We start from the raw sequence: 19,373 nt of genomic DNA on the forward strand, positions 1-19,373 counted from the left end.
TCGAGGCTGCCGGTCGTCCATGCTTGCTGTTACCCGGTGACTTGGGCAACGCGGATCAGTGCACGGCGATCGTCAGTGACACCGTGGAGAAGTTCGGACGCATTGATGTGCTGGTCAATAACGCGGCGTTCCAGATGACCTACGAAAGTCTGGAAGACATCCCCGATGAAGATTGGCTAAAGACCTTTAACGTTAACGTCACCGCGATGTTTCGCATCTGCAAGGCCGCGCTGCCGCACATGGCCGAGGGCAGTTCGATCATCAACACCAGCTCGGTCAATTCCGATGCGCCCAACCCCACGCTGTTGCCCTATGCGGCCACAAAAGGCGCGATCGCCAACTTCACTGCGGGCCTGGCGCAGATGCTCGGCAAACGCGGTATTCGCGTCAACAGTGTGGCGCCCGGGCCAATCTGGACGCCATTGATCGTGTCGACGATGACCGAGGACTCCGTCAAGAACTTTGGTGGCAATACACCGCTGGGGCGCCCCGGCCAGCCAGTCGAAGTCTCGCCCATCTACGTACTGCTGGCGTCGGATGAGGGCAGTTATATCTCCGGTGAACGCTACGGCGTAACAGGTGGCAAACCCATTCTTTGAATGAAGCGAGGCATTCGATGACGACGACAGTAGGCGACTTTCTGGTTGAGCGGCTCAGCCAATGGGGCGTTACCCGAATCTTTGGTTACCCGGGTGATGGTATCAATGGTGTATTTGGCGCGTTGAGCCGGGCGCGGGGCAAGATCGAGTTCATTCAGGCCCGTCATGAGGAAATGGCCGCGTTCATGGCGTCGGCCCATGCCAAATTCACGGGGGAGCTGGGCGTGTGTATCGCGACTTCAGGGCCAGGAGCCTCGCACCTGATCACCGGGCTCTATGACGCGCGGATGGATCATATGCCGGTGCTGGCGATTGTCGGGCAGCAGGCGCGTGCTGCGCTTGGGGGGCATTACCAGCAGGAACTGGACCTGGTGTCGATGTTCAAGGATGTGGCAGGGGCATTTGTGCAGCAGGCTATGGTGCCATCCCAGGTGCGTCACTTGGTGGACCGGGCCGTACGCACGGCGGTCGGTGAGCGCCGAGTGACGGCGATCATCCTACCCAACGATTTGCAGGAGGCGACCTACGAACCGGCCGCCAGGGCCCACGGCACAGTGCACTCGGGGGTGGGTTATTCAAAACCGCGAGTGGTGCCGTATGAGGCGGATCTACAGCGCGCCGCAGACGTGCTGAATGCCGGTGAGAAAGTTGCGATTCTGGTCGGCGCAGGGGCGCTGGCGGCCACCGATGAAGTCATCGCCGTCGCCGAAGCGCTTGGCGCCGGGGTGGCCAAGGCGCTACTGGGCAAGGCTGCAGTCCCTGATGATTTGCCCTGGGTTACCGGCAGCATCGGCCTGTTGGGCACCGAGCCCAGCTACAAGCTGATGACCGAATGCGACACCTTGTTGATGATCGGCTCGGGTTTTCCTTACTCAGAGTTCCTGCCCAAGGAAGGCCAGGCCCGTGGAGTGCAGATTGACCTGCAACCCGACATGTTAAGCCTGCGTTATCCCATGGAGGTGAATCTGGTGGGCGATGCCGCCGAGACCCTGGCTGCGCTGTTGCCGTTGCTCACCCACAAGACTCAGCGTAAATGGCGCAAAAAGGTCGAGGGTTGGCGTGCTGGCTGGGAGAAAACCCTGGAGAAACGCGCGCTGGCAAAAGCCAAACCGATCAACCCGCAACGCGTGGTCTACGAGCTGTCTCCACGCTTGCCCGACCACGCCATTATCACCAGCGATTCCGGCTCCTGTGCCAACTGGTATGCCCGCGACTTGAAGATCCGCCGTGGCATGCAATGTTCCCTGTCCGGTGGCTTGGCGTCCATGGGGGCAGCCGTGCCGTACGCCATCGCCGCCAAGTTTGCGCACCCGCAGACCACCGTGATCGCGCTGGTGGGCGACGGCGCGATGCAGATGAACAACATGGCCGAACTGATCACCGTGGCCAAATACTGGCGGCAGTGGCAAAGCCCTAAATGGATCTGTGCGGTGTTCAACAATGAAGACCTGAACCAGGTCACTTGGGAGCAGCGCGTGATGGAAGGCGACCCCAAGTTTGAGGCTTCGCAAACCATTCCTGACGTGCCGTATCACCTGTTTGCGATTTCGCTGGGGCTGAAGGGGATTTTCGTCGAGCGCGAGGAAGATGTGGCTGCGGCCTGGGAACAGGCGTTGGCCTCGGATGTACCGGTGCTGATCGAGTTCAAGACCGACCCCGACGTGCCGCCACTTCCCCCGCATATCAAACTGGAACAGGCCAAAAAGTTCGCCACCACGTTGCTCAAAGGCGACCCGGATGAAGCCGGGGTGATTGTGCAAACCGCCAAGCAAGTGTTGGCCAGCGTTCTGCCAGGAGGCGCAAAAAAATAACGAACGCCTGCGCACCCGCGCAGCCAAAGCGTTAAGGACATGGACATGAGAATCCGGCAATGACGCAGATTTTCAGGCGCTCGGCTGATACCTGGCTGCGCGCAGGACTGTTGCTGCTGATCGCCGGGCTCTCGGGAGGTTTGCTTGTGGCGTTGACTCTGGACAGCACCGACTACCGCACCGGGCGTAACTGGGCGGTCGAGCAGCCATTGCCCTTCAGCCATGCCCACCATGCGGGCGAACTCAAGATCGACTGCCGTTATTGCCACAGCGCGGTGCAGTCCTCCGCGATGGCCAGCCTGCCACCCACCGAAACCTGCATGAGTTGTCATTCCCAGGTATGGACACACGCCGATGTGCTGGAGCCGTTGCGCAAGAGCCTGCGTGAACTTGAGCCCCTGCATTGGCAACGCGTCGCCAAGCTGCCGGACTACGTGTATTTCCATCACGGCGTACACGTGAACGCCGGCGTCGGCTGCAGTGAATGCCATGGTCAGGTCGACCGCATGCAACTGATGTTCAAGGCGCAACCGCTGAACATGGGCCAGTGCCTGGCCTGTCACCGTGACCCGGCGCCCCATCTGCGTCCCCTGGAGCAGGTCACCAATATGCAGTGGAAACCTTCCGAGGACCGTCGCCAATTGGGTGAGCGCCTGATGATCGCGCGGCACATCGATACCCGGGGCCTTACCGACTGCGGGACGTGCCACCGATGAGTAAGCCGCTGGACTTCTCCGTTGTGCGTGAACAACTGGCCGGACTTGAAGGGCAGGCCTATTGGCGCGGGCTTGAGGCGCTTGCCGAGTCCCCTGACGCTCAAGCGCTGATAGAGGCGGAATTTGCAGGTGTGGCGCCGCTGATGGATCGACGGCGTTTCCTGCAGTTGATGGCAGCGTCCATCGCCATGGCGGGGTTGGCCGCCTGTGGCAAGACCCCGGAACAGGCAGTGACGGCGGTCAGTCAGCCGGTCAATCTGACGCCAGGCGTGCCGGCCTGGTACGCCACCGCCATCCCGTTTGGCGGTGTTGCCCAGCCCGTGTTGGGCAAGACCGTTGCAGGCAGACCGATCAAGCTTGAAGGCAACCCGGACCATCCCGTGTCGGGCGGCGCCTGCGATGCGTTTACTCAAGCGGCGATCCTGCAACTCTATGATCCGGACCGTTCCCAGGCGCCGCGTTTCAAAGGTCGGGAAGCCAGTTGGCCGGATGTGCGCGCGGCGCTGGCCCACGAGCAGCAGGTGCTGGACAGCGCTCGCGGCAAGGGCTTGCACATCGTCTGTGGGGCCAGCAGTTCACCGACCCTCAAGCGCCAGCTCGACCAACTGCAACAACGCTGGCCTGAGGTGCGCCTGTACCATGGCGAAGCCTTTGCCGAGACGGCCGCCCTGCGAGCAAGCGAACGCGCGTTCGGTCAGCCATTGGCCGCGCACGTTCGCCTGGAACAGGCCGAGGTACTGGTGTGCCTGGAGTATGACCCGCTGGGCAGCGGTCCGTATCAGACGGTGCTCCAGCGCGGCTGGGCTGAACGTCGCCGCCAGGCAGCGAAGGGTGAGGGCGCCGCGTTGGTATTCGTGGCTGAAAGTGTTCCGAGCCTCACCGGCGCTGCCGCCACCGCGCGCTTGCCCACGGCACCGTCGCAGTTGCCCGGCCTGCTGCTTGCGCTGAGCCAGGCGCTGAGCCAGGACCTGCCCGGAACGCCGCGCCTGAACCCGGCGCAACGGCAGTGGGTGCAGGACGCCGCAGCTGCGCTCAAGGCCCACCCGGGGCGCGGCCTGATCGGTATTAGCCAGCAGGCATCCGAGGCGTTGCAGGCGCAGGTCATGCAGCTTAACCAGCGCTTGGGGCACGCAGGCCAAACGTTGGACTGGCAGGTGCCGAGGTTATTGGGTTACGAGCCCAATCAATCGTGGGGTTCGCTTGCGCAACTGAGCCAGGAAGCGGTGACTCATTTGCTGATACTCGACTGCAATCCGGTGCTAAATGCCTACCTGCAAGATGTGCTGCCCCAGGTGCCATTTCGCTTGCATGCCGGGCTTTACTACGACGAAAGCGCCGCGCAGTGCCATTGGCACCTGCCGCTCAATCATGCGCTGGACGGTTGGAGCGATGGCCGCGCGGCGGACGGCAGTGCCTGCATCGTCCAGCCGCTGATCGAACCGATGTATTCGACGCGCACCTTGCATCAGGTCCTCGAGTTGCTGATGCACTCAACCGAGGCCGATGCCTTGGCGCTGGTGCGCGCAACCTGGGCGCATATCGCGCAGCAACAATGGCGCGAGGCATTGGCCAATGGCTGGATTGAACCGGCCCCAGCGCCAGTCAAGGTAGAGGAAATAACGCCAATTACCCTCGCGGCGGCCGACGTCGGCGAAGGATTAGAGGCCGTAATCCGTCCCGACCCGACCGTGTGGGACGGGCGCTTCGCCAACTCCGGCTGGCTGCAGGAATTGCCCAAGCCCATCAGCACCCTGACTTGGACCAGTGTGATCGGGCTTTCGCCACACCTGGCCGAACAGTTGGGCGTGAGCAACGGTGACGGCGTGGAGGTGACGCTGGCCGATCAGACCGTGCGCGGACCGGCCTGGGTTGAACCCGGGCAGGCCGACCAGGTCATTGCCTTATACACCGGCTACGGTCGCAGCCACGCCGGGCGCGTCGGTAATGGCCTGGGTCACGCGGTGAAGCCCACTGAGCAATTCTCCGTCAGTGCCTCCCTACGAAGCACCGGCGAGCACTTTCCCTTGGCGGCCACCCAGTTACATCACCGGTTGCCTGAAGCGCAAGAACCGCCCATCCGTGTGGTCTCGCGAGCCAAACCACAACTCGCGACGCAGGCCATTCCCGCGTCGCTCTACAGCCCGGTGGTCGACAGTGGCCCGCAGTGGGGCATGGTCATTGATCTGGACCTGTGCACCGGTTGCAATGCCTGTGTGGTGGCCTGCCAGGCCGAGAACAACATTGCCGTGGTCGGCGCCGAGCAGGTCGCCCAGGGGCGCAGCATGCACTGGCTGCGCATCGACCATTATTACCAGGGGCCGTTGGAGGCCCCGCGTTCGCGCTTCCAGCCATTGCCCTGCATGCACTGCGAGCAGGCGCCCTGCGAAACCGGTTGCCCGGTCAACGCCACCGTGCATAGCCGCGATGGCTTGAACCAGATGGTCTACAACCGCTGCATAGGCACCCGCACGTGCGCCTCTTACTGCCCGTACAAAGTGCGGCGCTTCAATTGGCTGGACTGGAGCGCCGACGCCGCGCCGTCGATTCAGGCCCAGCGTAACCCCGAGGTGACGGTACGCACCCGCGGCGTGATGGAGAAATGCACGTACTGCATCCAACGCATCAGCAACGCCCGCACGAACGACAAGCAACACGGCGACGATTTCGACCCCTCTGCGGTGGTCACCGCTTGCCAACAAACCTGTCCCAGCCAGGCCATCCAGTTTGGCGACATCAACGCCCCCGCCAGCGCTGTCAGCCTCGCGCGCCGCGATCCCCGCCATTACCGCTTGCTGGAAACCCTCGGTACCCGGCCGCGCACCAGTTACCTGGCACGCATCGAGGAGGAGGGCGCAGGCGATGAAGGCTGAGCCGCTGCTGCACGCCACCGGGCATTTCCTGCCAAAGGATTTGAGCGACCAGCAGGTGTCGCGGCAGGTGTTCGGGCCATTGCAGCAGTTCCCCCGGCGCGTTGCCTGGCGCTGGATGTTCGGTGTCGGCCTGGTGTTGTTGCTGGTGTACCTGGGCTCGGTCGCTGTGCTTCTGGGCAATGGCGTGGGCATGTGGGGCAATAATCAGCCGGTGCATTGGGGCTTTGGCATCCTCAACTACATCTGGTGGCTGGGGATCGGCCACGCGGGCACGTTTATCTCGGCCTTGCTGTTGCTGATCGAGCGGCCCTGGCGCCATACCCTCAACCGGCTGGCGGAGTTGATGACGCTGATGGCGGTGATCTGCGCCGCGCTGTACCCGATCCTCCACCTGGGTCGTCCCTGGCTGTTCTACTGGACCATGCCCTACCCGAATGAAATGGGCTTATGGCCGCAATTCAAAAGCCCGACGGCCTGGGACATGTTTGCGATCCTGTCGTACCTCACGGTGTCGGTGCTGTTCCTGATGGTGGGCGCCATTCCGGATTTCGCCGCAGCTCGTGACCGGGCCAGCACGCCGCTGCGCCAGGCGGTCTATGGCTTGCTGGCGCTCGGCTGGCGCGGGTCGCAACGGCATTGGGCGTTGTGGCGGCGCACCACGCGGGTGCTGGCGATCCTCGCGATTCCGCTGGTGTTTGCGGTGTCGAGCGGCTATTCGTTTTTGCTGACCATGGGCACTCAGAGCGGTTGGCATTCAACCCTGTTTCCCGCCTATTTTGTGGCCGGGGCGGTGTTTTCCGGGTTCGCCCTGGTGGCGCTGCTGGCGATTGTTGTGCGCTGGCTGCTGTGCATCCAAAGCCTGATCACCCCACGCCATCTGGGCATGCTCGGCTGTCTGTTGCTGGCCACCGGCTGGATGACCACCTACGGGTATTTGGCCGATCTGTTCATGCCGTTCTACAGCGGCGACGCCCATGAAATCGAGGTATTGCTTGCGCGCATCTGCGGCGCGCATGCCTGGAGTTTCTGGTTGGCGATCGTCTGCAATGTCGGGGTGCTCCAGGCGCTCTGGTGGCGAAACGTGCGCCAAAGCCCGCCGCGATTGGCACTGGTGGCGCTGGCCGTGCTGGTGGGGATGTGGGCCGAGCGTTTCATGCTGCTGATCCCGCCGCAGACGCGTGATCTGCTGGTTTCCAGCTGGGGCGATTACACGCCGTCCCTGTGGGACTGGACGCTGTTTATCGGCAGTTTCGGGGTGTTTCTGGTGCCCTATAGCCTGTTCCTGCGCTATGTGCCGATGGTTTCCGCGTTCGAGGTCAAGCAGGCGCTGCATCAGGAGCGCGGCGATGGCTGAGTGCCTGGGTTTACTCGCGCGGTTCCCGGCGCCCCAGCCCTTGGTGGATGCCGCCGTGAGCGCGTGGGACCTGGGTTATCGGCGGCTGGATGCCTTCGCGCCGTTTGCGCTGGAAGCCTTGGAGCCGGTACTGGCGGTCGACGCCAGGCGAGTAGGGCGCATGGCCTGCCTGGGGGCCGGGCTGGGCGTCGTCCTGGCGCTGGTGATGCAGCTAGGTTCGGTGTGGGCCTATCCCTTGAACATCGGCGGGCGCCCCTTGGTGGCGTTGCCTTCATTCGCCGTGGTGACGTTTTTGTTCGCCGTAGTGTTTGCAGCAACGGCGGCGGTGTTGACGTTGTTGCTGTGCAGTCGCCTGCCGCGCTTGCATCATCCGTTGTTCGGCGTCGAGGGGTTTGAAGGGGCCAGCGATGATGGGTTCTTCTTGTTTATCGATGCGCGCGACCCGCTGTTTGACGCACACCAGACCCACGCCTGGCTGGCCGAACGCGCGCAGAGCGTGCAGCAAGTGGCGCCATGAATGCCTGGCCATGGGCATTGAGCCTGGTGCTGCTGTGCAGCGGCTGCGATGACATGTCACGCCAGGCCAAGGTGCTTGAACAACGCGCCGGCGCGTTGTTTGGCAATGGCCTCAGCAGTCGCCAGCCTCCCGCCGGCAGTGTGGCGCGCGGGCAACTGCAACGTGAAGCGCTGGCCCGACAACGGCCGGCCCTGAGTGCGGACTTGCTGGCACGTGGCGAGGCGGGTTATCAAACATTCTGCACGCCGTGCCATGGCCTGGGCGGGCTCGGCGATGGACTGGTGGTGGGCCGTGGTTTTCCGGCACCGCCGTCGTTTATCGAACCGCGGTTGCTGAACGCCCCCGATGACCAACTGATGCAGGTGATTGCCGACGGGCGAGGCTTGATGTACGGCTACGCGTCGCGCATTCAGCCCGATGAGCGCTGGGCGATTGTCGCCCACTTGCGTGTACTGCAGTTGAGCCAGCATGCCGACCTGCAAACGCTGCCGCCGACTGTGCGGCAGGCCTTCGAGGAGTCCGGCCAATGAGCCGGTGGTGGTTGCTGGCTGCCGCCATCGGCCTTGCCGTGCTCGGCGTATGGCAGCCTGCCTGGGTCGGTGCGGGCGCCCTGGCGGCAGCGGTCAATGGCAGCAATATCGCGTTGGGTTGCCTGCTGTTGGCGTTGCTGACGCCTCTGGTCAGCGGTCGCTGGCAGCCTTTGCTGGATCCCGGCAGCCGCTTGGGTGCAAGCGCCGTGTTGTTGATTATCCCGATGCTGTTGCCGGTGCTGGTCACGATGTCTTGGGTGTATCCCTGGTTCGATCAGGAGGCCCCGGGATTTCGTGGCCTGTGGTTATCGCCGTGGTTTTTTGTGTTACGCACTCTGGTGTACGGCGGGCTTGCCTGGGTGGTGCACGGCTGGGTGGGCAAGCGCAGTGCGGCGGGTTTGATCCTGTGCGTGCTGGTGGCGAGCCTGGCCGCCGTGGACTGGCTGATGTCGTTGCAGGCGGGGTTTGTCTCCAGCGTGTTCGGCCTGTTGTTGATTGCCCGGCAACTGCTCGACGGCCTAGCCTTTGCCGGGTTGTGTGTGTTGTGCTGGAACGTGGTGCTGCTGCCCGCACGCCAGTGTGTGCTGTTGCGCGGTCTGCTGGTGAGCGCCTTGGCGTTCTGGATCTACGTGCAGTTCATGCAATACCTGATTATCTGGTCGGTGGACCTGGCGCATGAAACAGCCTGGTACCGCGTGCGCGAGACGGGTGGGTGGGGCGCACTGACGGCGCTGGTGGTCGCCGGGCAACTGGTGTGCCTAGTGGTGCTCGCGTCGCCATGGGGCGGGCGAATGAATGTGTTGACGTGGGGCTGTGCGGCGATCTTGTTGCTTGGGGTTGTCGAGTCGATGTGGATCAGCCTGCCGTCGATTTTTCCCGACGCGACCCTTGGCATGCTCCTCACCGCGGCGCTGTGCCAGGGGGTGTATGCCGCGGGCTTGTTTGCCGTGTGGCGGCGGCAGTGGCAAAGGAGGCGTCATGACCGCTGAATACCAACCCAACGATTTTGACGGTAAAAAAGCCGCCCGGGTAATGGTGCTGCTGGGTGTGGCCATAGCCCTGAGCCTGGGCGGCGTGGCCTGGTTGTTGAGCGGCTATCGTCAACAGGTGCAACAACCGCCGATGAGCACACTGGAACGCCAGCGCCTATTGCCCCCTGAGCCGCGTCTACAAGCTGATCCCCGGCAGGCGGGTGAGCGGCAACTGGCCCGCCAGCGTCTGCACCTGGACAGTTATGGCTGGGTCGACCGTGAGCATCACATCGTGCACCTGCCCTTGGCACAGGCCCGGCAATTGCTGCTAGAGCGAGGATGGCCTGATGAGCATTGAGCGCCTGCTGCTGGTCGTCGTATTGGTGTGCTGTTGGCTGCCGCAAGCGGGCGCCGCGCAGCCATTCGACCCCTTTACCGCCGCCGGAATCGACACGGCCCACGTCGGCCAACCCTTGGCGCTCGACAGTCGCTTCACCGACCAACAGGGCCGCCCCGTGCGTCTGGGCGACTTGCTCAACGGCCAGCCCACATTGCTGGTGCCGTTGTACTACCGTTGCCCGAACGTCTGCGGAGCGGCGCTTTCGACACTGTTCAGCCAACTGGCCAACCAGCCTTATCGCCTGGGCCGTGACTTCCAGGTGATCGCTTTCAGTTTCGACCCCCGCGAAGACGTGGGCGCCGCCCGGGAAGAGCTGGCCAAGCTCAGCCAGCACTGGCCAGCGTTGGCTGACGAACCTGGCGTGCACCTGCTGACTGGCGATGCTTCGGCCAGCCAGGCATTGGCGAACTCGATCGGCTTCGGTTATCGCTTCGACCCGCAACAGCAGCAATACGCCCACAGCTCGGCAGTCGCGGTGGTAACGGGCGACGGACGCCTGTCGCGCTGGCTCTACGGCCTGGGCTATCAGCCCAGCGACTTGCGCCTGGCATTGACCGAGGCCGGGCAGGGCAAGTTGGGGGCCATCAAGGAACAACTGTTATTGCTGTGCTACCACTACGACCCGCAGAGCGGCACCTACAGCAGCCGGATCATCCTGCTGCTGCAAGTGGCAGGCGTGTCGACGGTGCTGGTGCTCGGCCTGCTGATTTTGCGGGCGGTGCGGCGCGAACGTAGGGAGGCGCGATGAACGAACACTTTCTGCGCCTGTGGCCGGCGCAAGCCTCGGATTACGCAGTATCGGTCGATTGGCTGGTGATCGGCTTCACCGCCATGATGGCGCTGTTCGTGGTGCCGGTGTTCGTCGCGCTCTGGGTGTTTATCTGGCGCTATCGGCGCGGCCGTCCCGCCGACCGCGACCATCGCCCGCAAAGTAATCTGCCTATCGAGCTGGCCTGGATCATCTTGCCGTTCATAGGTTCGCTGGTGGTCTTCCTGTTGTCGGCGCGGTTGTTTTTCATCGCCCGCACGCCGCCGGAGGATGCGCTGGAAGTGCAGGTCACCGCGCGCCAATGGATGTGGAAATTCCAGCACCAGGGTGGCCAGCGGGAGATCAACACCCTGCATGTGCCGGCCCGGCGCCCGGTGAAGTTGACCATGATTTCCGAGGACGTGATCCACAGTCTGTTTTTCCCCAGCCTGCGTATCAAGCAAGACGTGTTGCCGGGGCGCTACAGCATGTTGTGGTTCCAGGCTGAGTACAGCGGTACCTACGAGGTGTATTGCGCCGAATACTGCGGCACCGACCACGCGGCAATGCTGGCGCGCCTGGTGGTGCTCAACCCCGCCGATTACGAGCACTGGCTGGCAGACAACGGCAGCAGCGCCGACCTTGCCCGTCAGGGCGAGACCCTGTATCGCCAATACGGTTGCGCCAGTTGCCACGACTCAGGCAACGCGCCGCCGCTGGCCGGTGTGTTCAACCGTTCGGTGCAACTGGCCGACGGCAGCCAGGTAAAAGCCGATGAAGCCTACCTGCGCGACAGCATCCTGTTGCCACAAAAACAGTTGGTAGCCGGCTACCTGCCGATCATGCCGACCTACAGCAATCTGTTGGATGAAGAGGCCGTGCAGCGGCTTGTCGCTTACCTGCGCGAACTTCCGGAGAAACACCAATGAGCCAACCCAGCTATTTGCATGCACAGGGCCTGCGGTCATGGTTGCTGACCCGCGATCACAAACGTATTGCGGTGCTGTACATGCTCACCGTAACCTTCTTTTTCTTTGCCGGCGGGCTGGCGGCGAGCCTGATCCGCATCGAACTGGTCACGCCGGAAGGGGATTTGCTCACTGCCGATGGCTACAACCGCGCGTTTACCCTGCACGGGGTGATCATGGTGTGGTTTTTCCTGATTCCGTCGATTCCGAGCGTGTTCGGTAACTTCCTGGTGCCGATCATGATCGGCGCCAAAGACATGGCCTTTCCGCGCCTGAACCTGTTCAGTTGGTACTTGCTGCTGGGTGGCGGCCTGTTCACCTTGCTGGCGCTGCTGCTCGGCGGAGTGGACACCGGCTGGACCTTCTACACGCCGTTGTCGACGATGTTCAGCAACGGCCATGTGGTGGCGGTGATCTGCGGCGTATTCATTGCCGGGTTTTCGTCGATCTTCACCGGTGTCAATATCATCGCCACCGTGCATACCCTGCGCGCGCCGGGCATGACGTGGATGCGCTTGCCGCTGTTCATCTGGTCGATGTACGCCACCTCGATCATTCTGGTGCTCGCCACGCCCGTGCTCGCGATCACCCTGGTGTTGGTGGCCGCCGAGCACCTGTTCAACATCGGTGTGTTCGACCCGAAACTGGGCGGCGACCCGCTGTTGTTCCAGCATCTGTTCTGGTTCTACAGCCACCCGGCGGTGTACATCATGATTCTGCCGGCCATGGGGGTGGTCAGCGAGTTGATCACGGCGGCAGGGCACAAGCGCATTTTCGGCTACCGCTTTGTCGCCTGGTCCAGCGTGGCGATTGCGGTGATCGGTTTTCTAGTGTGGGGCCATCATATGTTTGTCGCCGGGCAGTCGATGTATGCCAGCCTGGTGTTCTCATTGTTGAGTTTTCTGGTGGCGATTCCGTCGGCGATCAAGGCCTATAACTGGAGTGCCACGCTGTACAAGAGCGACTTGACCCTGCATGCGCCGTTTCTGTTTGCGTTGACCTTTATCGGGTTATTTATCGTCGGCGGCGTCACCGGGCTGTTTCTTGCGCTGCTGGCCGCCGACCTGCATGCCCATGACACTTATTTTGTGGTCGCGCACTTCCACTACATCATGGTCGGCGCCGCCGTGGCCGGATATTTCGGGGCCTTGCATTTCTGGTGGCCGAAAATGACCGGCCGGCTTTACTCGCAACTGTGGGGCAAGATCACCGCGATCCTGATTTTCTGCGGCTTCAACCTGACGTTTTTCCCGCAATTCCTTTTGGGTTACCTGGGCATGCCGCGTCGCTACCACAGTTATGACCCGGACTTTCAGTTCCTCAACGTGATGTCGTCGGCCGGCGCTTCGATCCTCGCGCTGGCCTACGTGTTGCCGTTTTTTTACCTGCTCGGTTCCCTGCGTTGGGGCGAGCGGGCGCCGATCAATCCCTGGGAGGCGGCCGGGCTGGAGTGGCGCGTGGCTTCGCCGCCGCCGCTGCACAACTTCGAAGCGCCGGTAACGGTGGATTTCGAGGCCTACGATTATTCCCCTGGGGCCCGCCGTGATCCGCTCTGACGAGAGGCCCGCCGAACCGTTCGTGGCCTGGGCCCAGCAACGCGAGGCCGCCCGCCTGGGCATGTGGCTGTTCCTGGCCAGCGAAGCGATGATGTTCGGCAGCCTGATCATGGCGGCGTGGTTCTTTCGGCTGCGTCATCCGGACGGGGTGGCGGAGGCCGTGGCGGGCCTGCATTACCTGTTGGCGACGGGCAATACAGTCCTGTTGTTGACCAGCAGCTTGTTGATGACCCTGGCCGCCAGCGAGCCACGCCGGGTGCGCTGTTGTCTGCTGGGTGCGGCCGTATTGGGGGGGGTGTTCCTGGGCTGCAAAGGCGTTGAATACGGCCTGGAGATCCACGAAGGCGTGCTGCCCGGCTTTACCGATCACTCAACCTGGCAGGCGCCGTCGGCGCAGCTGTTCATGAACCTGTACTTCATCGCTACGGCGCTGCACGGGCTGCATGTATTGATCGCCGTCGGCCTGGCCCTGTGGCTGTACAGCGCGTTGAAGCGCGACCGGTTGACGCCTCATCAGGGCGCGATGCGCCTGGAAATGATCAGCCTGTATTGGCACCTGGTGGACGGGATCTGGATCCTGTTGTTTCCCACTCTCTACCTGGTGGGGCGTTGAGATGAGCAAGGCGGGCGCGTTGAAAGTCTATGGGGCGCTGCTGCTGTTGCTGGCCGTGCAGATACTGTGCGTTTGCTATCAGCCCGGGTTCGGCGGCGTGATCATGCTTGCCGCCGCCGGCCAGTTCCTGCTGTTGTTGCTGTTCTATTTAGGGCTTTACCGGCACCGCGGCTGGGTACGCCTGTTTGGATGGGTGTACCTGCTGTGGTTGCTGGTAATGGTGGTGTTCATCCTGGGTGAGTCGGCGACGCGCTGAGCCGCACCGGCACCGATTTGGCGGCAGGCACCTTGCTGCGTTCAGCGTGGTGCCAGAGCGGCACCAGCGGGTTGCATTCGGGGTAATACGCGGCGGCGCAGCCTTCGGGAATGTCGTAGGCGATGATTTCGAATGGCCCGACCTGGCGCTTGACCTCCGGTTCGATGGCAGTGGTCAACATCACCTGCGCGCCGGGCGTGAAGCCCAGGCGCACGATGTCGTTGCAGTGCATGAAAATCACCTCGCGCGTGCCGCTGACCCCGCGAAAGCGATCGTCATAACCGTAAATGGTGGTGTTGAACTGATCGTTGCTGCGCAGCGTCATCAGTTGCAGGACATCCCGTGCCGGTTGCGCAAGGTTCACGTCGTCATCTTCGGCCAGGGTCACGGGCTTGACGAACTGCGCCTTGCCGCTCGGGGTCAGCCACTTGCGCTGCGCGGCGGCAATCGGGCGATGGAAGCCGCCAGGCTCGGTCATACGGCTTTCCATGTCGTGGAATATCTGCGGGTAGATCTGCCCGATGGCCGTGCGGACCTTGGCGTAGTCGGCGCTCCAGGCCTGCCAATCGATGTTGCAGGGATGGGAGAGGGTGGCCATGGCCAGCCCGGCGACGATGCTGGCTTCGGCGCGCACATGAGGGCCGACCGGCTCGCTGCTGCCACGCCAGCTGTGGATGCAGCCGGTACTGTCTTCTGTGGTGTAGGTTTGCGCCACGCCATTTTGCCGGTCTATTTCGATGCGACCCAGGCATGGCAGCAGCCACTGGTGACGCGCCGGCAGCAAGTGCGTGCGGTTGAGCTTGGTGGCGACCTGAACGTTCAGGTGCAACCCTTGCCAGGCGGGCTCCATGCGCGAGGTGTCCGGAATTGCCCGCAGAAAGTTGCCGCCCAGGCCGACAAAACCGCGCACCTGGCCGCTGAGAATTCCTTCGCACGCATCCACCGTGCACACGCCCATTTTCTCCGGCACCTTGAAGCCGAAGTGCTGCTCGATCAACTCCGTCGGCACTTTTTTCGGGTCTTCGGTAATGCCCACCGTGCGCTGCCCTTGCACGTTGGAGTGGCCCCGTACCGGGCAGATCCCGGCACCGGCCTTGCCGATATTGCCGCGCAGCAGCATCAGGTTGACCAGCATCTGCACGTTGGCCACGCCGTGTCGATGCTGGGTCAGCCCCATGCCGTAGACGAACATCACGCTTTGGCTGTGGGCATACACGGTCGCGGCGGCTTCCAGTGCGCCGCGCGTCAGCCCGCTCTGGTGCTCGAGGTGAGCCCAGGTACAACCACGCACGTAGGTGGTGAAGACTTCGAAGCCTTCGGTGTGGCCGGCGATGAAGTCATGATCGAGTACGGCCGGGCTGCCTTGTTCGGTGGCGAGGTCATCCATTTCCAGCAACGCCTTGGCAATACCGGTGATCGCTGCCGTATCACCGCCGATTGCCACCTGATGGTACTGGGTGCTGATCAAGGTCGAGTCGGGCGTGAGCATTTCCGTGGGGGACTGCGGGTTGACGAAACGCTCCAAGCCGCGTTCGCGCAGGGGGTTGAAGGTGATGATGGGCACATCGCGTCGACGCACGTCCTGCAGTTGATGCAGCATCCGCGGGCTATTGCTGCCGACGTTCTGGCCAAAGAAAAACAGGCAATCGGTGTGCTCGAAGTCTGCCAGGGTCACGGTGCCCACCGGCACGCCGATGCTTTCCTGCAACCCTACCGAAGTGCTTTCGTGGCACATGTTGGAGCTGTCGGGCAGGTTGTTGGTGCCGAAGGCGCGCGCGAACAACTGGTACATGAACGAGGTTTCCAGCGACGCCCGCCCGGAGGCGTAGAACACCACGCTGTCGGGGTCCATGGCCTTGAGTTGGGCGCCGATTTCACGGTAGGCCTCTTCCCAGGAGGTTTCCCGGTAATGATCAGTGTCGGGGTCGTAGCGCAGCGGGTGGGTCAGGCGGCCATGCTGCTCCAGCGCATAGTCGGGCCAGGTACGCAGGTCGGTGAGGCTGTGCTGGGCGAAGAATGTCGGGTCTGTTTTGAGGGACGTCAGTTCCCACGCGGTGGCCTTGGCGCCGTTCTCGCAGAACTCCAGCGCATGGGGATGGCCGGGCTTGGCCCAGGCGCAACTGACGCAGGCAAATCCATCGGGTTTGTTCTGTTTGAACAGCGCGGCGGGCGCCTTGGTCAGAGCCTGTTCACGCCACAGTATCTGCATTACCGACTTGGCTGAGCCCCAACCGCCGCAGGCATTGGTATAGGGCTGGAAATGGCTTTTGGGGTAGATAAGCATCAGGCACTCCCGGGTCTTGGCTGAATACAGTTGGGACGGGCCGGTAGACGCAAAGGTTCGAGTGGATTCGTGGGTGGAAGATGCCGTTTGTCAGTGTTGCTCGATATCAAGTGAACCCATGGACATCGACGGTCCTCCACCCCCCTGTGTGCTTTGAACAGACAACGAGGTGCGTAACATGAAAGCAATCAAGATTGAGCAGTTTGGCGGCCCCGAGGTCATGCGCGTTTGTGACGTCGAGGTGCCGGAGCCTCTGGCAGGCGAGGTGCTGGTCAAGAACTTTTTCGTGGGTATCAACCCTGTGGACTACAAGATTCGCGAAGGCCAATACCCGGAGGTCAAGCAGGACAAACTCCCGCTGACCCTCGGCCGTGAAGTCGCCGGCCTGGTAGAAAAAGTCGGGCAGGGCGTCAGCGATTTCAAGAAGGGCGATCGGGTGTTTGCGATGATTGGCGCCGACGGTGGCTATGCCGAGTATTCGCGGGTACCGGCGGTGCATCTGGCGCATATCCCCCAGTCACTGGATTGGCCGGTTGCGGCCGGTGTGCCGCTGGCGGGCCACACCGCTTGGCAGGCCCTGGTGGAGCACGGGCAGATCGAGCAAGGGCAGAAGGTGCTGATCCATGGCGGGACCGGCGGGGTGGGCCACTTCGCTGTGCAGTTTGCCAAGGTCAAGGGTGCCGAGGTATACGCCACCGCCTCCACGGACAGCCTGCCGTTCTTGCGCGAGCTGGGGGCAGACCGCGCGATCGACTACAAGACCGAGCGTTTTGAGGACATTTGCAAGGAGTTTGACCTGGTGATTGATTTGATCGGCGGCGACACGCAGGCCCGTTCCTGGCAAGTGCTGGGGGAGGGGGGCCGGCTGGTGTCGACCCTGACGATGCCCGACGCCAGCCATCCGCAGGCAGCCGGCAAGACCGGCGCACGGTTTACCGCGGCGCCACGTGGCGAGGAACTGACAGAGATCGCCGGCTTGATCGAGGCCGGCAATGTGCGGGTCTACCTCGCCAAGGTATTCGAGTTGGAGGCTGCGGTGCAGGCGCTGGATTACCTGGCCAATGAGCATGTGCACGGCAAGGTCGTGCTGCATATCAGTGATTGAGGAGGCGTCATGAACCCACCATCCAAACCCCATACGTCGGGGCAAACCGGGCAAAAGGTGCGGCCCGATACGGCAAAGCGCAACGACAAATCGGAGGACCCGACGGTCGACCGCCCCTGGAAGGCGGACGTCGATCAAGGCGGCGTCGCCCCTGGCGGGCCTTCAAAAGACCCTGAGTCAGGGGCGTGATACTTGACCGGGCGTCAGCCCTGTTTTCGACAGGGCTGACGGCTATCTTCGCTTTGTACGATGGATGCGCATCCACTCTTGGTAAGCGGCGGTGCGTTGCGCATCTGCAGCTTTCTTCGCTTCGATGAAGCGCGCCCATGTCTGCGCGTCGCCGCTGTAGGACTCGATAATTTTGTACGCTTGCGCATCCAGTCGATCGGCTTCGAAAAACATCTCGTTATTTCGCGCGACCTCATCATCGCGTGCTTGTCTTTTCGTATAACCAAGTGCCTGGCTGTTCATCACGTAAGGCCCTCCGCCCACTGAACCTGCGTCGCGGCGCTCCAGCGTACCTGCGTGATGCCGTATTTTTCCGCCATCGGCTTGGAAACACGCTTGAGTGTGTGTTGGCCAAATTTGGGTATGACGGCGACACCTGCATCGCAGCTGGCCCAATGCCAAGCCTCGGCATTGTTCATTTGCGATGCGCGCACGATGAAGGACTTCGGTTCACCGTGAAGCTGATACTCGATGGTAAATAGATTGCTATCTTTCATGAGACCTCCCTATGCTCATGAATTACAGATATTTGACGTCAAAAAAAATTCAAAAAAATTGTCCGACAATTCGATGGATGAGCTCCGGCGCTTGTCACACCTCAATCATCTACTGTAAACGTGACCCATCCGGGCGCATTCGTGGGCCGATCTATATCGACGATGACGCCACTCACGGTGGAGCCATCGGGTAAATGGACTGCGACAAAGTTAGGATTACCCGGCCAATCCAGTGGCTTGTCGAAGTCCAAACGCGCAATCGTTGGTTTTCCACTGCTGCTCAGATGGATCTCTGCTGACTCATTCAAACATTCATCCGATGGTGTGCCCAAATGACGAGAGGCAGTCATTACGCTCGCGTTACCTTGGAAGTTGTAAGACATGCTGATTTACCTCATTTAAACGGGGCGGCTGCCCCCAAATTTCAGTTATGCGGCTTGTTGTTTGTTGAATGCTTGCGAGCAATGACCACACCGCCGAGTAACAGCGCTGCGCTTGCTGCAACCAACCAATAAGGTAAGCGGCGTGTTTGCCGCCACCCGCCTTCAATGCGGCGCTCACCGCTGGCGGGTCCAAACAGGTTACCCGACGAAGTCGCAGAGTGGGGTGCCCGTTGTAGGGCGGTGCGGGTGAGCCAGCCTGATACCTGGGGAAAGGCTGGCAGCAAAAAATGCGCGACTCGAGCGATGGTTGCGGCGGCACCCACAGTGGTGCTGTTCCTCGGTTGCAGCGCACAAGCGACCATCGCCCGCGCCACCTGACGCGGATCATAGACCGGAGGCGGCGGCGTCAATGCATGGCTGGTAAAATTTGCGCCATCGCGAAAGCCTGGTGTATCCATCACGGCGGGATAGATGTCGCACACATGAATATTCGGGTAGCCAACCAATTCGCCGCGCAGTGCTTCGGTCAAGCCACGCAGGCCATATTTACTGGCTGAATACGCGGCAGCAAAAGGCTGGGCGACCCAGCTTCCCAGCGAGAGTGTATTGATCAGAATCCCGCTTTTCTGGCCTTTGAAATAGGGCCACGCCACGTGGGCTCCACGCAGGTAACCGAGCAGGTCTGTTTGCAGTACTTGTTCGTGTGCTTCCAAAGGCGTGTTTTCGAAGCTGCCGACGGCCCCTACACCGGCGTTATTGATCCAGATATCGATGCGGCCATTTCCGAAAGCCGCAGCCTTTTCCGCCAGCGCGCGCATTTGGTCGCCATGTGTCACATCGGTTTTAACGGCGATCGCCTGCGCGCCGCGTACAGCACATTCCTCGACCACTTCTGCCAGCGCCTTTTCATAACGGGCAGCCAAGACTAACCGGGTACCTTGGGCTGCGAGGGCGTGATAAGCAGCAC

Annotated in this window: 21 protein-coding genes; 16 read left to right on the forward strand and 5 right to left on the reverse strand. The window is 62.1% G+C overall.

Features of this window, described 5'->3' with window-relative positions:
• The 14 genes from FEM54_RS04745 to FEM54_RS04810 all read left to right on the forward strand — a co-directional run.
• The coding region (locus FEM54_RS04745) for an SDR family oxidoreductase (RefSeq protein ID WP_138449717.1) at positions 1–599 on the forward strand (599 nt) is incomplete at its 5' end.
• A 17-nt stretch (positions 600–616) separates the two neighbouring features.
• Positions 617–2,410 (forward strand): thiamine pyrophosphate-requiring protein, encoded by a 1,794-nt coding sequence (locus FEM54_RS04750; protein WP_138449718.1) that lies wholly within the window; start codon positions 617–619, stop codon positions 2,408–2,410.
• 59 nt (positions 2,411–2,469) lie between these two features.
• Complete coding sequence (locus tag FEM54_RS04755; protein ID WP_138449720.1) at positions 2,470–3,126, forward strand: cytochrome c3 family protein; 657 nt, start codon at positions 2,470–2,472, stop codon at positions 3,124–3,126.
• Positions 3,123–5,996 (forward strand): TAT-variant-translocated molybdopterin oxidoreductase, encoded by a 2,874-nt coding sequence (locus tag FEM54_RS04760; RefSeq protein ID WP_138449722.1) that lies wholly within the window; start codon positions 3,123–3,125, stop codon positions 5,994–5,996. Before FEM54_RS04755 ends, FEM54_RS04760 begins: the two co-directional genes overlap by 4 nt.
• Positions 5,986–7,350, forward strand: a complete 1,365-nt coding sequence (gene nrfD / locus FEM54_RS04765) for an NrfD/PsrC family molybdoenzyme membrane anchor subunit (RefSeq protein ID WP_138449724.1) — start codon at positions 5,986–5,988, stop codon at positions 7,348–7,350. The genes FEM54_RS04760 and nrfD overlap by 11 nt, the downstream gene beginning before the upstream one ends.
• On the forward strand, positions 7,343–7,867 hold the full coding sequence (locus FEM54_RS04770) for a DUF3341 domain-containing protein (RefSeq protein ID WP_171045796.1): 525 nt from the start codon (positions 7,343–7,345) through the stop codon (positions 7,865–7,867). The genes nrfD and FEM54_RS04770 overlap by 8 nt, the downstream gene beginning before the upstream one ends.
• A complete protein-coding gene (locus tag FEM54_RS04775; RefSeq protein WP_138449728.1) occupies positions 7,864–8,397 on the forward strand; it encodes a c-type cytochrome in 534 nt (177 codons plus the stop codon). Before FEM54_RS04770 ends, FEM54_RS04775 begins: the two co-directional genes overlap by 4 nt.
• Positions 8,394–9,386 carry a hypothetical protein gene (locus FEM54_RS04780; RefSeq protein ID WP_138449730.1) on the forward strand — a complete coding sequence of 331 codons (993 nt, stop codon included), beginning with the start codon at positions 8,394–8,396 and terminating at the stop codon, positions 9,384–9,386. Before FEM54_RS04775 ends, FEM54_RS04780 begins: the two co-directional genes overlap by 4 nt.
• Complete coding sequence (locus FEM54_RS04785) at positions 9,376–9,726, forward strand: hypothetical protein (RefSeq protein ID WP_069787808.1); 351 nt, start codon at positions 9,376–9,378, stop codon at positions 9,724–9,726. The genes FEM54_RS04780 and FEM54_RS04785 overlap by 11 nt, the downstream gene beginning before the upstream one ends.
• Positions 9,716–10,516 (forward strand): SCO family protein, encoded by an 801-nt coding sequence (locus FEM54_RS04790; RefSeq protein ID WP_138449732.1) that lies wholly within the window; start codon positions 9,716–9,718, stop codon positions 10,514–10,516. Before FEM54_RS04785 ends, FEM54_RS04790 begins: the two co-directional genes overlap by 11 nt.
• Positions 10,513–11,445: a cytochrome c oxidase subunit II gene (gene coxB, locus FEM54_RS04795; RefSeq protein WP_138449734.1), complete on the forward strand. Its 933-nt coding sequence runs from the start codon at positions 10,513–10,515 to the stop codon at positions 11,443–11,445. The genes FEM54_RS04790 and coxB overlap by 4 nt, the downstream gene beginning before the upstream one ends.
• Complete coding sequence (locus tag FEM54_RS04800; RefSeq protein ID WP_054068910.1) at positions 11,442–13,040, forward strand: cytochrome c oxidase subunit I; 1,599 nt, start codon at positions 11,442–11,444, stop codon at positions 13,038–13,040. The genes coxB and FEM54_RS04800 overlap by 4 nt, the downstream gene beginning before the upstream one ends.
• Complete coding sequence (locus FEM54_RS04805; RefSeq protein ID WP_138449735.1) at positions 13,027–13,653, forward strand: cytochrome c oxidase subunit 3; 627 nt, start codon at positions 13,027–13,029, stop codon at positions 13,651–13,653. The genes FEM54_RS04800 and FEM54_RS04805 overlap by 14 nt, the downstream gene beginning before the upstream one ends.
• Before the next feature lies 1 nt (position 13,654).
• Complete coding sequence (locus FEM54_RS04810; protein ID WP_138449737.1) at positions 13,655–13,909, forward strand: hypothetical protein; 255 nt, start codon at positions 13,655–13,657, stop codon at positions 13,907–13,909.
• On the opposite strand, the gene FEM54_RS04815 is transcribed toward FEM54_RS04810, so the two are convergent.
• Positions 13,881–16,193, reverse strand: coding sequence for an FdhF/YdeP family oxidoreductase (locus FEM54_RS04815; RefSeq protein ID WP_138449739.1), 2,313 nt, complete (start codon positions 16,191–16,193; stop codon positions 13,881–13,883). The two genes, FEM54_RS04810 and FEM54_RS04815, sit on opposite strands and share 29 nt — an antisense overlap.
• Positions 16,194–16,371: 178 nt before the next feature.
• On the opposite strand from FEM54_RS04815, the gene FEM54_RS04820 reads away from it, so the two are divergent.
• A complete protein-coding gene (locus tag FEM54_RS04820; RefSeq protein ID WP_138449740.1) occupies positions 16,372–17,298 on the forward strand; it encodes an NADP-dependent oxidoreductase in 927 nt (308 codons plus the stop codon).
• 9 nt (positions 17,299–17,307) lie between these two features.
• Positions 17,308–17,487, forward strand: a complete 180-nt coding sequence (locus tag FEM54_RS04825; RefSeq protein ID WP_138449742.1) for a hypothetical protein — start codon at positions 17,308–17,310, stop codon at positions 17,485–17,487.
• A 42-nt stretch (positions 17,488–17,529) separates the two neighbouring features.
• On the opposite strand, the gene FEM54_RS04830 is transcribed toward FEM54_RS04825, so the two are convergent.
• From FEM54_RS04830 to FEM54_RS04845, 4 genes are all read right to left on the reverse strand, one after another.
• The gene (locus FEM54_RS04830; protein ID WP_135307289.1) at positions 17,530–17,769 is read right to left on the reverse strand and encodes a hypothetical protein; all 240 of its coding nucleotides are present in this window, start codon (positions 17,767–17,769) and stop codon (positions 17,530–17,532) included.
• Positions 17,769–18,023: a DUF6555 family protein gene (locus FEM54_RS04835; protein ID WP_123477381.1), complete on the reverse strand. Its 255-nt coding sequence runs from the start codon at positions 18,021–18,023 to the stop codon at positions 17,769–17,771. Before FEM54_RS04835 ends, FEM54_RS04830 begins: the two co-directional genes overlap by 1 nt.
• A 101-nt stretch (positions 18,024–18,124) precedes the next feature.
• Positions 18,125–18,406, reverse strand: coding sequence for a hypothetical protein (locus FEM54_RS04840; protein WP_078828226.1), 282 nt, complete (start codon positions 18,404–18,406; stop codon positions 18,125–18,127).
• Positions 18,407–18,447: 41 nt separating this feature from the next.
• Positions 18,448–19,373 (reverse strand): SDR family oxidoreductase (locus tag FEM54_RS04845; RefSeq protein ID WP_138449744.1); only part of this gene is annotated, 926 nt, incomplete at its 5' end.

It is taken from the genome of Pseudomonas edaphica, assembly GCF_005863185.1.
Classification (GTDB): Bacteria; Pseudomonadota; Gammaproteobacteria; order Pseudomonadales; family Pseudomonadaceae; genus Aquipseudomonas; species Aquipseudomonas edaphica.

What these genes read in the sequence shown, in the direction of transcription:
- FEM54_RS04750 (WP_138449718.1), top strand. Translation starts at nt 617, where the DNA reads ATGACGACGACAGTAGGCGACTTTCTGGTTGAGCGGCTCAGCCAATGG.
- FEM54_RS04755 (WP_138449720.1), top strand. Translation starts at nt 2,470, where the DNA reads ATGACGCAGATTTTCAGGCGCTCGGCTGATACCTGGCTGCGCGCAGGA.
- FEM54_RS04760 (WP_138449722.1), top strand. Translation starts at nt 3,123, where the DNA reads ATGAGTAAGCCGCTGGACTTCTCCGTTGTGCGTGAACAACTGGCCGGA.
- nrfD (WP_138449724.1), top strand. Translation starts at nt 5,986, where the DNA reads ATGAAGGCTGAGCCGCTGCTGCACGCCACCGGGCATTTCCTGCCAAAG.
- FEM54_RS04770 (WP_171045796.1), top strand. Translation starts at nt 7,343, where the DNA reads ATGGCTGAGTGCCTGGGTTTACTCGCGCGGTTCCCGGCGCCCCAGCCC.
- FEM54_RS04775 (WP_138449728.1), top strand. Translation starts at nt 7,864, where the DNA reads ATGAATGCCTGGCCATGGGCATTGAGCCTGGTGCTGCTGTGCAGCGGC.
- FEM54_RS04780 (WP_138449730.1), top strand. Translation starts at nt 8,394, where the DNA reads ATGAGCCGGTGGTGGTTGCTGGCTGCCGCCATCGGCCTTGCCGTGCTC.
- FEM54_RS04785 (WP_069787808.1), top strand. Translation starts at nt 9,376, where the DNA reads ATGACCGCTGAATACCAACCCAACGATTTTGACGGTAAAAAAGCCGCC.
- FEM54_RS04790 (WP_138449732.1), top strand. Translation starts at nt 9,716, where the DNA reads ATGAGCATTGAGCGCCTGCTGCTGGTCGTCGTATTGGTGTGCTGTTGG.
- coxB (WP_138449734.1), top strand. Translation starts at nt 10,513, where the DNA reads ATGAACGAACACTTTCTGCGCCTGTGGCCGGCGCAAGCCTCGGATTAC.
- FEM54_RS04800 (WP_054068910.1), top strand. Translation starts at nt 11,442, where the DNA reads ATGAGCCAACCCAGCTATTTGCATGCACAGGGCCTGCGGTCATGGTTG.
- FEM54_RS04810 (WP_138449737.1), top strand. Translation starts at nt 13,655, where the DNA reads ATGAGCAAGGCGGGCGCGTTGAAAGTCTATGGGGCGCTGCTGCTGTTG.
- FEM54_RS04815 (WP_138449739.1), bottom strand. Translation starts at nt 16,193, where the DNA reads ATGCTTATCTACCCCAAAAGCCATTTCCAGCCCTATACCAATGCCTGC.
- FEM54_RS04820 (WP_138449740.1), top strand. Translation starts at nt 16,372, where the DNA reads ATGAAAGCAATCAAGATTGAGCAGTTTGGCGGCCCCGAGGTCATGCGC.
- FEM54_RS04825 (WP_138449742.1), top strand. Translation starts at nt 17,308, where the DNA reads ATGAACCCACCATCCAAACCCCATACGTCGGGGCAAACCGGGCAAAAG.
- FEM54_RS04830 (WP_135307289.1), bottom strand. Translation starts at nt 17,769, where the DNA reads ATGAACAGCCAGGCACTTGGTTATACGAAAAGACAAGCACGCGATGAT.
- FEM54_RS04835 (WP_123477381.1), bottom strand. Translation starts at nt 18,023, where the DNA reads ATGAAAGATAGCAATCTATTTACCATCGAGTATCAGCTTCACGGTGAA.
- FEM54_RS04840 (WP_078828226.1), bottom strand. Translation starts at nt 18,406, where the DNA reads ATGTCTTACAACTTCCAAGGTAACGCGAGCGTAATGACTGCCTCTCGT.